Raw genomic sequence first — 14,216 nt, forward strand, 5'->3', positions numbered from 1 at the left:
GAACTACAACTACTCCTCGCGGTCTGGACCGGCGCCTGCCCCACCTGTCACCGCGACATGCCAGAACCCATACCAACATGACCAAGCACTACTAGGGGCTGCCTTCCGGATCGGGTCGGCTGCACGCATGTCCGGGCACGGCACCACTCGGCGCCCGCGGCAGCGGCACGGTCCGGGAGACAGGCCCTATAGCCTGCCCGGATGACCCGTTCCCGCCGCCTGGAGCGCGCCGTCGGCGCCGTCGTGGGCTCGGCCGTCGGCGACGCCCTCGGCGCTCCCTTCGAGTTCGGCCCGGAAGGGGCCTTCACCGACCGGTTCCCGCGCCCCGGACAGGGCGGCGAGATGTGCGGGGGCGGCGGCTGGGACCCGGGCGAGGCGACCGACGACACCCAGATGGCCGTCCTCGTCGGCGAGTCCCTGCTGGAGCGGGGCGGGCTCGACCTGCCGGACGTGTTCCGGCGGTTCCGGCGCTGGGCGGCGGCCGAGCCGAAGGACATCGGGCTCCAGACGGAGGCGGTGCTGTGCGGCGGCGACCCCTGGGACACGGCCGCGGCACTGCACTTCCAGGTCAGTCAGCGGGCGGCGGGGAACGGCGCGCTGATGCGGGCGGCGACCTCCGCCGTGCACTTCGCGGACCGGGGCCGGGACGCCACCATGGACGCCGCCCGCCGCCTGGCCGCCCTCACCCACGGCGACCGGGCGGCCTGGGAGGGCACGGCGGTCCTGCACGAACTGGTGCGGGTCGCGCTGGCCGGCGGCGACCCGGTGGCCGCCGTCCCCGAGACGCTGACGGCCGTCCACCCCGAGCACCGCGAGCGCTACGCCGTCGTCCTCGCCCCCGACTGGCACCCCGACCGGGCCACCGAGTTCAACGGCGCCGTATGGCCCTGCCTCGGGTCCGCCGTCTGGGCCCTGCGCACCACCTCCTCCTTCGAGGCCGCCCTCCGCGCCGCCGTCGACCTCGGCGGCGACACGGACACCGTCGCGGCCGTCACCGGCACCCTGGCCGGCGCCGTCCACGGCCCCGAGGCGATACCCGAGCGGTGGACGCCCCCGTTGCACGTACCGCTGCCGGGGTTCGGTGAACGGGTGCTGAGGGTGGCGGAGCTGACGGAGATGGCGGTGCGGCTGAGCGGCTGAGCGGCTGAACGGCTGAGCGGCCGAACGGTTGAGCAGCTTGCGAGGCGCGGGCTGAGGCGTCGGCGGGCGGCTGCGACGGGCGGCCCGTGACGGGCGGCCCGTGACAGGACGCGGTCAGAGCGCCCTCAGCGCCTCCGCCGTCGCGCGGGACAGGGCGGCCAGATAGCCCTTGGGGAGCTTCGGGCTGCGGATCACCACCGAGCGCCAGTACAGCGGGCCCGAGATCAGGTCCAGCACCAGTTCGGCGTCGAGGCCCGCGCGGATCTCGCCGCGCCGCTCCGCCGCCGCCACGATCTTCAGCGCGACGCCCTCCTGACCGTCCCGCAGCGCCTTCTGCATCGCCTCGGCGATCTCCGGGTTGCGGGCCGCCTCCGCCTGGAGGTCGGGGATGATCTGCGAGGCGACGGGGTGTCGCAGGGCCCGGGACGTCACCTCGTACAGCAGCCGCAGATCGCTCTCCAGCGAGCCGGTGTCCGGCGCCGGCAGCCCCTGCACCGCGAGCGCCGAGACGACGTCCAGGACCAGGTGCAGCTTGGAGCGCCAGCGCCGGTACACCGCGGTCTTGCCGACACCCGCGCGGCGCGCGATCCCCTCGATCGACATCCGCGCGTAGCCGACGGCGGCCAGTTCCTCGAAGACGGCCGCGCGGATGGCCTCCGTCACGTCCTCCCTCAGCACCGCCGCACCAGCGGGGGTCCGGCGGCGCGGACGCGGCTGCGGCTGGGTGCCGTCGGCGTTCGTCGTCATGCGGACAGCATAGGGCGATGCGACGAAACGGTTGCGTTCTGACGCGGAAGGTTGCCGCGAAAGGGTGAGAGGCCTGGCGACGACGGGCCGGGAAGGTCACGACGAAACGGTTGCGTTCCGACGCCCGGACGGCCTACGCTCCCGTTGCGACGATACGGTTCCGTCCCGACGTAAGGAAACGCCGCCCGACATCCGGGGAAACGCCGGACGACACCGCGCCGCCCGCGCACACCCCCCTCCTTCGACCGAAAGCAGCGGATGTGAGCCAGGTCCTCGACACACCGCCCCCGACGTCGGCCCGGACCCCCGCCCCGGCCGGCGACGACCTCGCGGCCCTCGCCGCCCGCCACGGCCTCACGGTCAGCGGCGCCCGCCCGTCCCTGCCCGCGTACATCCGCCAGTTGTGGGCGCGCCGGCACTTCATCGCCGCGTTCTCCACGGCGAAGCTGACCGCGCAGTACAGCCAGGCGAAGCTCGGCCAGGTCTGGCAGGTCATGACCCCGCTGCTGAACGCGGCGGTCTATTACCTGATCTTCGGCGTGCTGCTCCAGACGAAGAAGGGCGTGCCGGACTACGTCCCGTTCCTGGTCACCGGCGTGTTCATCTGGACGTTCACGCAGAGCTCGCTGCTGGCCGGCACCCGCGCGATCTCCGGCAACCTGGGCCTGGTCCGCGCCCTGCACTTCCCGCGGGCCGCGCTGCCGATCTCCTTCTGCCTCCAGCAGTTGCAGCAGCTGATGTTCTCGATGGCGGCGCTGATCGCCATCCTGCTGGCGTTCGGCGTGCCGCCCGCCGCGTCCTGGGTGCTGGCGCTCCCGGTCCTGGTGCTCCAGTTCACCTTCAACGCGGGCGTCTCGATGATCCTGGCCCGGGTGGGGGCGAAGACCCCGGACATCGCGCAGCTGATGCCGTTCGTGCTGCGGACCTGGATGTACGTCTCGGGCGTGATGTGGAGCATCGAGCACGTGCTCAGCGACCACACCGACCTGCCGTCCTGGGTGGCCCCCGTCCTCCAGGCCAACCCGGCGGCCGTCTACATCGACCTGATGCGCTTCGCGCTCATCGACAGCTTCCACGCGAGCCAGCTGCCGCCGCACGTGTGGCTGCTCGCGACGGGCTGGGCGCTGCTCGCCGGAGTCGGCGGCTTCATCTACTTCTGGAAGGCTGAGGAGACGTACGGCCGTGGCTGAGCACACCCCTGACAGCACCCCTGATGGCACCCGGGAGACCACCTCCGGAAGCGTCCCCGAGAAGATCCCCACCGTCATCGCCGACCGCGTCGACATCGTCTACCGCGTCAACGGCACCGGCAGCCGCGGCTCGGCCACCGCCGCCCTCAACCGCATCCTGCGCCGCAAGCAGAGCGAGAAGGCGGCCGGGGTGCGCCGGGTGCACGCGGTGCGCGGTGTCTCCTTCGTGGCGTACAAGGGCGAGGCGATCGGCCTGATCGGCACCAACGGTTCGGGCAAGTCGACGCTGCTGAAGGCGGTCGCCGGACTGCTGCCGGTGGAGAACGGCCGGATCCACACCAACGGCCAGCCGTCCCTGCTCGGCGTCAACGCGGCCCTGATGAACGATCTGACCGGCGAGCGCAATGTGCACCTCGGCGGACTGGCGATGGGCATGTCCCGGGAGCAGGTCAGGGAGCGCTACCAGGAGATCGTCGACTTCTCCGGCATCAACGAGAAGGGCGACTTCATCACCCTGCCGATGCGCACCTACTCCTCCGGCATGGCCGCCCGGCTGCGGTTCTCCATCGCCGCCGCCAAGGACCACGACGTGCTGCTCATCGACGAGGCGCTGGCGACCGGTGACCGCTCCTTCCAGAAGCGCTCCGAGGCCCGCATCCGCGAGCTGCGCAAGCACGCCGGCACGGTGTTCCTGGTCAGCCACAACAACAAGTCGATCCGCGACACCTGCGACCGCGTGCTGTGGCTGGAGCGCGGCGAGCTGCGGATGGACGGGCCGACGGAGGACGTACTGAAGGAGTACGAGGCGTTCACCGGCGACAAGACGGCGAAGCCCAAGCCGAAACCGAAGCCCAAGCCGAAGCCCGCGGAGACACCGGCCGCCGCGACCCCTTCCTGACCCAAGCCCCTTCCTGACCCAAGCCTCTTCCTGACCCACGGTCCCGGGCGGCTCCCGATCCCGGGCGGCTCCCCGATCCCGACCGGCTCAACCCCGTTTATCCCTTTCACCGTTTTAATGCCAGGATGACCGAATAGGCCACCGGAGTGTGACGTACCCGAACGTGTGAAGGGAGTCCGCCGTGCCACCCGAGCTCACCGTCGTCGTCCACGGCCCGAACACCCAGGGGCACCTGACCGACCTCCTCGACGCCCTGTCCGCCGCACCGGCCGCGGGCGTCGAGGTGATCGTGGCCGCGGTCGGCGACTGGGCCCGGCGGACGGCCCAGGAGCACGCCCCCGACACGGTGGTCCTCCCGCTGCCGGACGGCACGTCCGACGCCGAGGCACGGGCGGCGGGCGCGGCCCGCGCGAGCGGGCGCTGGCTGCACTTCGTACGCGCCAAGGACGGCCTCACCGCGGGCGCCCCGGCCCTGCTCGCCGCCCGCGCCGCCGAACTGCCGGACACCGTGGACGTCCTGCTCTTCGACCACGTCCGCAGCACCTGGCAGTCCGCCCGCAGACCCTCACCGGACAGCGGTCTGCTGGCCCGCGCGGGCCGCGCCGAGCTCACCCTGGACGACCGGCCCGCCCTGCTCCGCCTGGCCCCGCTCCTCGGCAACCGGTTGATACGAGCCGGCCACTGGCGCGCCCACGCCGCGGACCTCACCACGGACGACGAGGCGTACACGGCCCTGCTCGCCGCGCTCACCGCCACCCGGATCGCCTGCTTCAACCACCCCGCGTTCGAGAACCGCGAACCACGCCCCGAGAGCCTGCCCCGGCCCGGCCTCGACGACCACCTCGCCCGCCTCGACCGCCACGAGTCCTTGCTGGACGCGGCCCGCGACCGCTCCGGCCCGCACGCCGTCCTCTACGACCTGATGGTCCGTGACAGCCTGCGCACCTTCGTCCGCGCGGGCCTGCCCGAGCGGCACGCCCGGACCTTCTTCCACCGCGCCTCGCAGGCGGCCGTACGCCACCGCCCGAGGGGATACCGCCCTCCCGTCGGCCCGGAGGGACTGCGCCGCGCCCTGCTGGAAGAGGACGGCTACGCCCGCTACCGTGCCCTCCAGACCGCCAACCGCGCCCGCCGCGCCACCCGATCGGCCGTCAGGACGGGCCGCCGGCAGGCCACCGGGCTGATCCGTGACCGGCAGTACCGCAGGGCGCTCGCCCGCCCCGTCGATCCCGGTCTCGCGGTCTTCGCGTCGTACTGGAACCGCGGTGTCGCCTGCAATCCCGCCGCCATCGCCGCCAAGCTCGGCGAACTCGCGCCGCAGATCCACCCGGTGTGGGTGGTGGCCGCCGACCGGGTGGGCCTGCTGCCGCCCGGCACGGACCACGTCGTGCCCGGCACCCGCCGCTACTGGGAGGTGCTGGGGCGCGCCAAGTTCCTGGTCAACAACGTGAACTTCGCCAACGCCGTGGTGAAGCGCCCGGACGCCGTGCACGTCCAGACGCACCACGGCACGCCGTTGAAGCGCATGGGCATCGACCAGCAGGACTATCCGGCCACCGCCCAGGGCATGGACTTCGCGGCCCTGCTGGCCCGGATCGACAAGTGGGACTACAGCGTCTCCGCCAACAGCCACACCACCCGGATGTGGCAGCGCGCGTACCCGTCCCGGTTCGTCTCCCTGGACCACGGCTATCCGCGCAACGACGTCTACTACACCGCGACCGCCGCCGACATCGCCGCGATCCGCGCCCGGCTGGGCATCGCGCCGGGCCGCCGGGCGATCCTCTACGCCCCGACCCACCGCGACTACGAGGCCGCCTGGACCCCGCACCTGGACCTCGCCGCGCTCGCCGACCGCCTCGGCGAGGACACCGTGCTGCTGGTGCGCGCCCACTACTTCCACGACGGCGCCGCCACCCCGCTCACCGGTCTGCGCCGCGCGGGCCGCGTCCTGGACGTCTCCACCTACGAGCCGGTCGAGGAGCTGTGCCTGGCCGCCGACGCGCTGGTCACGGACTACTCGTCGATCATGTTCGACTACGCCAACCTGGACCGCCCGATCGTCATCCACGCCGACGACTGGGAGACGTACGTGGCGACCCGCGGCGTCTACTTCGACCTGATGGCCGAGGCCCCGGGCCCGGTGGCCCGCACCCAGGACGAGCTGGCCGGCATCCTCACCTCGGAGGCCTGGCGCGACGAGGGCGCGGCCAAGGCGCGGTCGGTGTTCCGGCACCGGTTCTGCGAGTACGACGACGGCCGCGCGGCCGAGCGGGTGGTCCGCCGTGTCTTCCTCGGCGAGCCCGAGGAGGCCCTGCCCCCGATCGTCCCCGTCGACGAGCGCACCCCCGCCCCGACCCCGCAGGAGGCGACCGCGTCATGACCCCGGCAGCCCCCGACGTCACGGTGACCGTCATCGTCTACAACGACGCCGAACGCCTCCCCCGCGCGGTCGACTCCGTGCGCCGCCAGACGCACGCGAACATCGAGATCGTCATCAGCGACGACCACTCCACGGACGCCACGGCCGAGGTGGCCCGGCGGCTGGCCGCGGCCGACCCCCGGGTGCTGCATCTGCGCCTGGACCGCAACAGCGGCGGGTGCAGCGTGCCGCGCAACCGGGCGCTGGAGATCGCCCGGGCGCCGTATGTGATGTTCCTGGACAGCGACGACGAACTGCCCCCGAACGCCGTCGAACTGCTGCTCGCCGCGCACCGGGAGCGGGACGTCGACTTCGTGATGGGCGCGGTGGAGCGGATCCGCTCGGACACCGGGAACCGGGGGCGCTGGATGCCGCACCTGGTGGCCGAGCGCCGTACCGTGCCCGGCATCGACGCCGAACCCCGGCTGTTCTTCGAGCACCTGGCGACCAGCAAGATGTACGCCCGGGCCTTCCTCGACCGCCACGAGCTGCGCTTCCCGGAGGGCATCCACTACGAGGACCAGCTGTTCTCGGCACAGGCCTACTGCCTGGCGCGGTCCTTCACCGTCATCCCGGAGCCGGTCTACCGCTGGTACATCGCCCCGCACGCGTCCGCCGACACCGCCTCCATCTCCAACCAGCGGTACAAGCTCGACAACGTCCGTGACCGGGTGCACGTCCAGCGGCTCGTCGACGACTTCCTGGCGCGGAGCGGGCACGGCGCGCTGCATGAGGAGAAGGACTACAAGTTCCTCAAGCACGACTTCCGGATGTACGCCGGCGACCTGCCGCACCGCGACGACGCGTGGCTGGCGGCGTTCGCGGAGATCGTCAACCCGTATCTCGCGACGCTCGCGCCCGGCGCGTACACCCGTCTTCCACGCCCCGAGCGGGTCGTGCTCCAGCTGGTGCGCGATCTGCGGCTGGCGGAGGCGCGGCTGGCGGCCCGCGGCCTCGGACACGGAGTCGGCCCGCGCGAGGTGGTCACGGACGCGGACGGCCGCACGTACTGGGGCGACCGGGTGCCCGACACCGACCTGGCCCGCCGCGAGCTGGACCTGTCCGACCTGGCCCCGGACACCTGCCCGTTCCCGTACGCGCTGCTGCGGCACGAGATCACCGAGGTCTCGCCGGGTCCCGGCGCCTCGGTCGACCTCGCCGTGCGCACCTACGACCCGGCGCTGCGCCTCCCGCTGGGCCCGCAGGCCGCGACCCTGCTGCTCTCCCCGGGCAACCGCCGGATGAGCGTGCCGTTCCGGCTGTCCCCGGTGCGCCCGGGCGTCTACGAGGGCCATGTCCACCTCGACCTGGCCGCCGCCCCGATCCCGCTGCACGGCTTCGACGGCGCCCGCCATCCCGTGCTGCGCCTCCAGCACCAGGGCCTCCACCACCGGGGTGTCCTGCTGGCCCCGGACACCTTCCCGCCGCTGGCCGCCCGCGTCGAGTACCACTCCGGTGCCGCCCCGCACCGGGTCACGGTCGAACCGGAGGAGCGCGGCACCGGCCGCCTCCAGGTGCGCTGGCGCCCGGCGGGCATGACCGCGCGGCTGGTGCGCCCGGCCGTACGGCGCATGGCGCGGCCCGGGGTGCGCCGGGCGGCCCGGCTGCTGGCGAGCACGCTGCGCTGAGCCGCCCGCCAACCCGATCGGACACCGAAGCGCCCCGGACCTGTGCGGTCCGGGGCGCTTCCATGGCGGGGCGTACGCCTTACGTGTGCGACCTCAGCAGGGTGCGCATGGTGCGCATCGCCACCGAGAGGTTGGCGAGGTCGAACGCGTCCGAGGTCTGGATCTCCTCCAGGGTCGCCCGGGCCCGGCCGAGGATGGCCGCGTTCTTCTCCCGCCAGCCCTGGAACCGCTGCTCCGGCGTGGAGGTGCCGTTGCCCACCGCCAGCACGTCGGCCGTGAGCGCGGCGTGCGCGGCGAACAGGTCCTCGCGAATGGCCGCGCGGGCCATGGACTGCCAGCGGTCGGCGCGGGGCAGCTCGATGATGCGGTCCATGAGCTGGGTGATGCCGAGGCGGTCGCCGAGGTCGTAGTAGACCTCGGCCACGTCCAGCGGCTCCTTGCCCATGCGGTCGGCCACCGAGACGATGTCCAGCGTCGGGAAGGCGGAGGAGAAGCCGGCCACCCGGGTCGCCAGCTCGTCCGGGACGCCGGCGCCGGTCAGCTCGTCGTGGATCTTCTGCCACCACTCCAGGTCCGCGCCGCGCAGCAGCTTCGGCAGCTCGTTCCAGACCTCCTCCACCCGCTCGGCGAAGAACGAGACGGTCTCGGCGAGCTGGATGGGCTGCGGCCGGTTGTTGAGCAGCCAGCGCGTGCCGCGCTCCACCAGCCGGCGGGAGTGCAGCCGGATGCGGGTCTGGACCTCGGCCTCGACCTTGTTGTCCAGGCCCTCGACCGCGTCCCACACGGGCGCCGAGCGGAAGATCGCGCGAGCCGCGGTCTGCGCCCGGACGATCTCCTCCAGCGACGCGCCGGTCTCCTCGCGCAGCCGGTGCAGATACGTCGTACCGCCGGTGTTGACCGTGTCGTTGACCAGCACCGTGGTGGTGATCTCGCGGCGCAGCGGGTGGGTGTCGATGCGCTCGCCGAACTGCTCGCGCAGCGCGCTCGGGAAGTAGGCGTAGAGCAGGCCGCGCAGGTAAGCGTCGTCCGGCAGCGAGGTGTGCAGCAGCTCCTCGGCGACCGTGATCTTCGTGTACGCCAGCAGGACGGCCGTCTCCGGGCCGGTCAGGCCCTGGCCCGCGGTGAGGCGCTCCCGGATCTGGCGGTCGGTCGGCAGGAACTCCAGGGCCCGGTCCAGGTGGCCCTCGCGGACCAGGTGGCGCATGAAGCGCTGCTGGGCGTGGAGCATGTCCTTGGACTGGGCGAGGGCGTTGGCGATCGCCGTGTTCTGCGCGTAGTTGTTGCGCAGCACCAGCCGGCCGACCTCGTCGGTCATGTCGGCGAGCAGCCGGTTGCGCTGCTTGACCGTCATGTCGCCGTCCGCGACCAGGCCGTTGAGCAGGATCTTGATGTTCACCTCGTGGTCGGAGGTGTCCACGCCCGCGCTGTTGTCGATGGCGTCGGTGTTGATCCGGCCGCCGTGCAGCGCGAACTCGATCCGGCCGAGCTGGGTCAGACCCAGGTTGCCGCCCTCGCCGACCACCTTGACCCGCAGGTCCTGGCCGTCGACCCGGATGGCGTCGTTGGCCTTGTCGCCGACGTCCGGGTGGGACTCGGTGGAGGCCTTGACGTACGTACCGATGCCGCCGTTCCACAGCAGGTCCACCGGCGCCTTGAGGATCGCCTTCATCAGGTCGGCCGGGGTCATCTTGGTGACCTTGCCCTCGATGCCCAGGGCCTCGCGGATGTGCGCGTTGACCGGGATCGCCTTGGCGGTGCGCGGGAAGACGCCGCCGCCGGAGGAGATCAGGTCGGCGTTGTAGTCGGCCCAGCTGGAGCGGGGCAGTTCGAAGACGCGGCGGCGCTCGGCGTAGGAGACGGCCGCGTCCGGGTTCGGGTCGATGAAGATGTGCCGGTGGTCGAAGGCGGCGACCAGGCGGATGTGCTCGCTGAGCAGCATGCCGTTGCCGAACACGTCACCGGACATGTCACCGATGCCGACGACCGTGAAGTCCTCGGACTGCGTGTCGGTGCCCATGTCGCGGAAGTGCCGCTTGACGGACTCCCAGGCGCCGCGGGCGGTGATGCCCATGCCCTTGTGGTCGTAGCCGGCGGAGCCGCCGGAGGCGAAGGCGTCGCCGAGCCAGAAGTTGTACTGCTCGGCGACCCCGTTGGCGATGTCGGAGAAGGTCGCGGTGCCCTTGTCGGCGGCGACCACCAGGTAGGTGTCGTCCTCGTCGTGCCGGACGACGTCGGCCGGGGGCACGACCTCGCCGGCCACCATGTTGTCGGTGATGTCGAGCAGCGCCGAGATGAACGTCTTGTAGCTGGCGATGCCCTCGGCCAGCCACGCGTCGCGGTCCACGCTCGGGTCGGGCAGCTGCTTGGCGACGAAGCCGCCCTTGGCGCCGACCGGCACGATCACGGTGTTCTTCACCATCTGCGCCTTGACCAGGCCCAGGATCTCGGTGCGGAAGTCCTCGCGCCGGTCGGACCAGCGCAGACCGCCGCGCGCGACCTTGCCGAAGCGCAGGTGCACGCCCTCGACGCGCGGCGAGTACACCCAGATCTCGAACGCCGGGCGGGGCGCCGGCAGGTCCGGGATGGCCTGCGGGTCGAACTTCATCGACACGTAGTCGTGCGGCGTGCCGTCCTCGGTCCGCTGGAAGAAGTTGGTCCGCAGCGTGGCCTTGATGACGGTCAGGAAGGAGCGCAGGATGCGGTCCTCGTCCAGGCTCGCCACCTGGTCGAGCGCCGCCTCCAGCTCCTCCAGCAGGGCGTCGACGATCTCGCGCCCGGCGCTCTGCCGCTCCGGCGCCATCCGCGCCTCGAACAGGGAGACCAGCAGCCGGGTGGTGTGGACGTTGTCGCGGAGGGTGTCCTCCATGTAGTCCTGGCTGAAGGTGGAGCCCGCCTGGCGCAGGTACTTCGCGTAGGCCCGCAGCACCATCGCCTGCCGCCAGTTGAGCCCGGCGGACAGCACCAGCGCGTTGAAGCCGTCGTTCTCCGCCTGCCCGGTCCAGGTGGCGGCGAAGGCCTCCTGGAAGCGCTCGCGGGCGTCGTCGCCGGCGTAGGAGCCGTCCGCGGCGCCGCTCTGCGCCTTGGGCATGCGCAGCCCGAAGTCGTAGATCCAGGCGGCCCTGCGGTCCGGGCAGCGCAGTTCGTACGGCCGCTCGTCCATCACCTCGACGCCGAGCCGGTTGAGGACCGGCAGCACGGCGGACAGGGAGACGGCTTCACCGCGGCGGTAGATCTTGAAGCGGCGCTCGTCGGGGCCGGCGCCGACCGGCTCGTACAGGCTGAGCGCGAAGCTCTGCTCCTCGCCGAGGCGCTCCAGCTGGGCCAGGTCGGCGACCGCGTTGCGCGGGGTGTGGTCGGCCTTGTAGCCCTCGGTGAAGGCGCCCGCGTACCGGCGCAGCAGCTCGGCCGCGCGCTCCTCGCCGAACTCGGCGTTCAGCGCCTCCGCGAAGCCGTCGGCCCAGGAGCGGGTGGCCTCGACCAGGCGGGCCTCGATGCGCTCCTTGTCGGCGTCGGACAGCTGCGGCAGCTCGGTGCCCTGCGGCACCCGCACCACGAAGTGCAGCCGGGACAGGATCGACTCGGTGTTCCAGGCGGTGAAGTCGACGCTGATGCCGCCCAGTTCCTCCTTGAGGATGTCGATGATCCGCAGGCGCACACCGGTGGTGTAGCGGTCGCGCGGGAGGTAGACGAGGGCCGAGTAGTAGCGGCCGTACTCGTCCTGGCGCAGGTAGAGCCGCAGACGGCGGCGTTCCTGGAGGTAGAGCACGGAGGTGACGATGGCGCGGAGCTCGTCGACGGGCGTCTGGAACAGCTCGTCGCGCGGGTAGGTCTCCAGGATCTGGAGCAGGTCGCGTCCGTCGTGGCTGTTGGGCGAGAAGCCCGCGCCGTGCAGCACGCCCTGGACCTTGCGGCGGATCACGGGGACCCGGCGCACCGACTCGGTGTAGGCGGCGGAGGAGAACAGGCCCAGGAAGCGCCGCTCGCCGACGACGTTGCCGTCCGCGTCGAACTTCTTGACGCCGATGTAGTCCAGGTACGACGGCCGGTGCACGGTGGCGCGGCTGTTGGCCTTGGTCAGCACCAGCAGCTTGTGCTCGCGGGCCTTCGCGCGGGCGTCGGCGGGCAGCCGCTCGAAGGACGGGCTGACCGGGTGCTGGTCCTCGCCCGCGTGGTGCGGGTCGGAGCGCAGGATGCCGAGGCCGGTGCCGGGGACGGCGGCCAGGGAGTCGTCGTCGCGCAGCTGATACTCGCGGTAGCCGAGGAAGGTGAAGTGGTCGTCGGCCAGCCAGCGCAGCAGCTCGCGGGCCTCCTCGACCTCGTCCGCGGGCAGATCGGCGGCGATCGGCTCGTCGGGCAGGCCCTCGGCGATGCGCGCGGCGGCCTCGCGCATCTTGCCCCAGTCCTCGACGGCCTCGCGGACGTCCGACAGCACGCGCAGCAGATCGGCGGTGATCTGCTTCAGGTCCGCGCGGTCGGTCTCGCGGTCGATCTCGACGTGGATCCACGACTCGATGTGCGCGTCGTGCGGCAGATCGCCGGTGGGCCGGGTGGGCAGCACCTCGACGAGCCGGCCGGTGACGTCCCGGCGCACGACGACCTGGGGGTGGATGACGACGTGGATGCCGCGGCCCTGGCGGGTCAGCTCATTGGTGACCGAGTCGACCAGGAAGGGCATGTCGTCGGTGACGACCTCGACGACGGAGTGGCTGCACGTCCAGCCGTTCTCCTCGACGGTCGGGGTGTGCACGCGCACGTTGGCCGTGCCCTGCGGGCGGTTCTCGGCCAGTCGGTAGTGGGAGTAGGCGGCTCCGAAGACGTCGACCGGGTCACGGTCGGCGAGGTCCTCCGGGGCGGTGTGCAGGTAGTAGCGCTGGAGGAACGCGAGCACGGCCTCCCGGTCGGGGGTGCCGTGTTCCGTCGTCCCAGTCGGTAGGTGCCCCCCGACCGGGCTGTTCTCAGCTACCCGGGCGGCCCGTTCGAGCAGCTCGGCCTTGGCTTCGTCCAGCTTGGTCTGCATTGTCCTCTGGCTCCTGTCGCGCGCCGTTGCGTGACGTAGAAGGAAGTACGGTCTCTTCCCTTTCGACGTGACGCCGAGACGCGGGGTGTCCGGTCTGCTTCGACGCTATGCCGCAAGGTGAGATGAGCGGGGGGATATCAGCCATTTGCGACGCGTACGACGGAGCCGGTGCCGCTCGGCGCGGCCCTTCCGTCCTGCGTCCGCCCGGCACCCTGTGGGGGGCCTCGGATGTCCCGACCCGCCCGCGAAGACCAGCGACCGCCGCCCGGTCACGGATGTCGTCCGTGCAACCCGGGCGCAGGGCAGGGGCAACGGTGCCCCCGCGAGCTATCGCGCTGATCACGCCACCAAGGCTATCGCTCCTCACCGGGGGCCCGTCATGAGCCGTATGTGTACAAAACCGGGGGTGGAACTTTGACAGTCTGCACAGTCCCCACCGGGGGCGCGGCGGCCGCCGCGGACGGGAGCGCGCCGGGCCCGTGCCCGGAAATCGGCGCGTCCCCTTGGCAAGGCAGCCGCCTCAAGGCACGTTGCCCCTGACACCAACCTGGAGGGGAGCCGCCCCACATGCCCGCCAAGATCCTCATCCTCACCGGCGACGCCGCAGAGTCCCTCGAAGTCCTGTACCCGTACCAGCGCCTGCTGGAGGAGGGCTACGAGGTCCACATCGCGGCCCCCACCCGCAAGAAGCTCCAGTTCGTCGTCCACGACTTCGAGCCCGGCTTCGACACCTACACCGAGAAGCCCGGCTACACCTGGGCCGCCGACCTCGCCTTCTCGGAGGTCGACCCCGGCCAGTACGCCGCCGTCGTCCTGCCCGGCGGCCGCGCCCCCGAGTACCTCCGCAACGACCCCGAACTCCGCAAGATCCTCAAGTCGTTCTTCGACTCCGACAAGCCGGTCGCCCAGATCTGCCACGGCCCTCTGATCACCGCCGCCGTCGACGCGCTGCGCGGCCGTCGCGTCACCGCCTATCCGGCGCTGGAGCTGGACATGCAGTCGGCCGGCGCCACCTTCCAGGACGCCGAGGCGGTCGTCGACGGCACTCTGGTCTCGTCGCGCGCCTGGCCGGACCACCCCGTGTGGATGCGCGAGTTCCTGACGGTGCTGCGCGCCAAGGCCCCGGTCACCTGACCCGAGCCGGCACCCGGCGGGTGCGGTGCGCCTCGCGCGG

Annotated in this window: 8 protein-coding genes; 6 read left to right on the forward strand and 2 right to left on the reverse strand. The window is 72.1% G+C overall.

The window, feature by feature from the left end:
* The first annotated feature begins 201 nt into the window (after window positions 1-201).
* Window positions 202-1,140 (forward strand): ADP-ribosylglycohydrolase family protein, encoded by a 939-nt coding sequence (locus ABT232_RS36495; protein WP_351848587.1) that lies wholly within the window; start codon window positions 202-204, stop codon window positions 1,138-1,140.
* A 114-nt stretch (window positions 1,141-1,254) separates the two neighbouring features.
* Here ABT232_RS36495 and ABT232_RS36500 read toward each other — a convergent pair whose 3' ends face one another.
* Window positions 1,255-1,887: a TetR/AcrR family transcriptional regulator gene (locus ABT232_RS36500; protein ID WP_351848590.1), complete on the reverse strand. Its 633-nt coding sequence runs from the start codon at window positions 1,885-1,887 to the stop codon at window positions 1,255-1,257.
* Window positions 1,888-2,147: 260 nt separating this feature from the next.
* On the opposite strand from ABT232_RS36500, the gene ABT232_RS36505 reads away from it, so the two are divergent.
* The 4 genes from ABT232_RS36505 to ABT232_RS36520 all read left to right on the forward strand — a co-directional run bounded on the left by ABT232_RS36505 (window position 2,148) and on the right by ABT232_RS36520 (window position 8,025).
* Window positions 2,148-3,077, forward strand: a complete 930-nt coding sequence (locus tag ABT232_RS36505) for an ABC transporter permease (protein WP_351848592.1) — start codon at window positions 2,148-2,150, stop codon at window positions 3,075-3,077.
* Entirely contained in the window at window positions 3,070-3,975 is a 906-nt protein-coding gene (locus tag ABT232_RS36510; protein WP_450872064.1) for an ABC transporter ATP-binding protein, read from the forward strand. Before ABT232_RS36505 ends, ABT232_RS36510 begins: the two co-directional genes overlap by 8 nt.
* Window positions 3,976-4,156: 181 nt before the next feature.
* The gene (locus ABT232_RS36515; RefSeq protein ID WP_351848595.1) at window positions 4,157-6,358 is read left to right on the forward strand and encodes a CDP-glycerol glycerophosphotransferase family protein; all 2,202 of its coding nucleotides are present in this window, start codon (window positions 4,157-4,159) and stop codon (window positions 6,356-6,358) included.
* Window positions 6,355-8,025, forward strand: coding sequence for a glycosyltransferase family 2 protein (locus tag ABT232_RS36520; protein ID WP_351848597.1), 1,671 nt, complete (start codon window positions 6,355-6,357; stop codon window positions 8,023-8,025). Before ABT232_RS36515 ends, ABT232_RS36520 begins: the two co-directional genes overlap by 4 nt.
* Window positions 8,026-8,104: 79 nt before the next feature.
* On the opposite strand, the gene ABT232_RS36525 is transcribed toward ABT232_RS36520, so the two are convergent.
* Window positions 8,105-13,042 carry an NAD-glutamate dehydrogenase gene (locus tag ABT232_RS36525; protein WP_351848600.1) on the reverse strand — a complete coding sequence of 1,646 codons (4,938 nt, stop codon included), beginning with the start codon at window positions 13,040-13,042 and terminating at the stop codon, window positions 8,105-8,107.
* Window positions 13,043-13,609: 567 nt separating this feature from the next.
* Here ABT232_RS36525 and ABT232_RS36530 point away from each other — a divergent pair.
* Window positions 13,610-14,176, forward strand: coding sequence for a DJ-1/PfpI family protein (locus tag ABT232_RS36530; protein ID WP_351848601.1), 567 nt, complete (start codon window positions 13,610-13,612; stop codon window positions 14,174-14,176).
* Window positions 14,177-14,216: the final 40 nt, after the last annotated feature.

Origin of the sequence: Streptomyces sp. NPDC001532 (genome assembly GCF_040298625.1) — a bacterium.
Lineage (GTDB): Bacteria > Actinomycetota > Actinomycetes > Streptomycetales > Streptomycetaceae > Streptomyces.

What these genes read in the sequence shown, in the direction of transcription:
- ABT232_RS36525 (WP_351848600.1), bottom strand. Translation starts at nt 13,042, where the DNA reads ATGCAGACCAAGCTGGACGAAGCCAAGGCCGAGCTGCTCGAACGGGCC.
- ABT232_RS36495 (WP_351848587.1), top strand. Translation starts at nt 202, where the DNA reads ATGACCCGTTCCCGCCGCCTGGAGCGCGCCGTCGGCGCCGTCGTGGGC.
- ABT232_RS36530 (WP_351848601.1), top strand. Translation starts at nt 13,610, where the DNA reads ATGCCCGCCAAGATCCTCATCCTCACCGGCGACGCCGCAGAGTCCCTC.
- ABT232_RS36500 (WP_351848590.1), bottom strand. Translation starts at nt 1,887, where the DNA reads ATGACGACGAACGCCGACGGCACCCAGCCGCAGCCGCGTCCGCGCCGC.
- ABT232_RS36520 (WP_351848597.1), top strand. Translation starts at nt 6,355, where the DNA reads ATGACCCCGGCAGCCCCCGACGTCACGGTGACCGTCATCGTCTACAAC.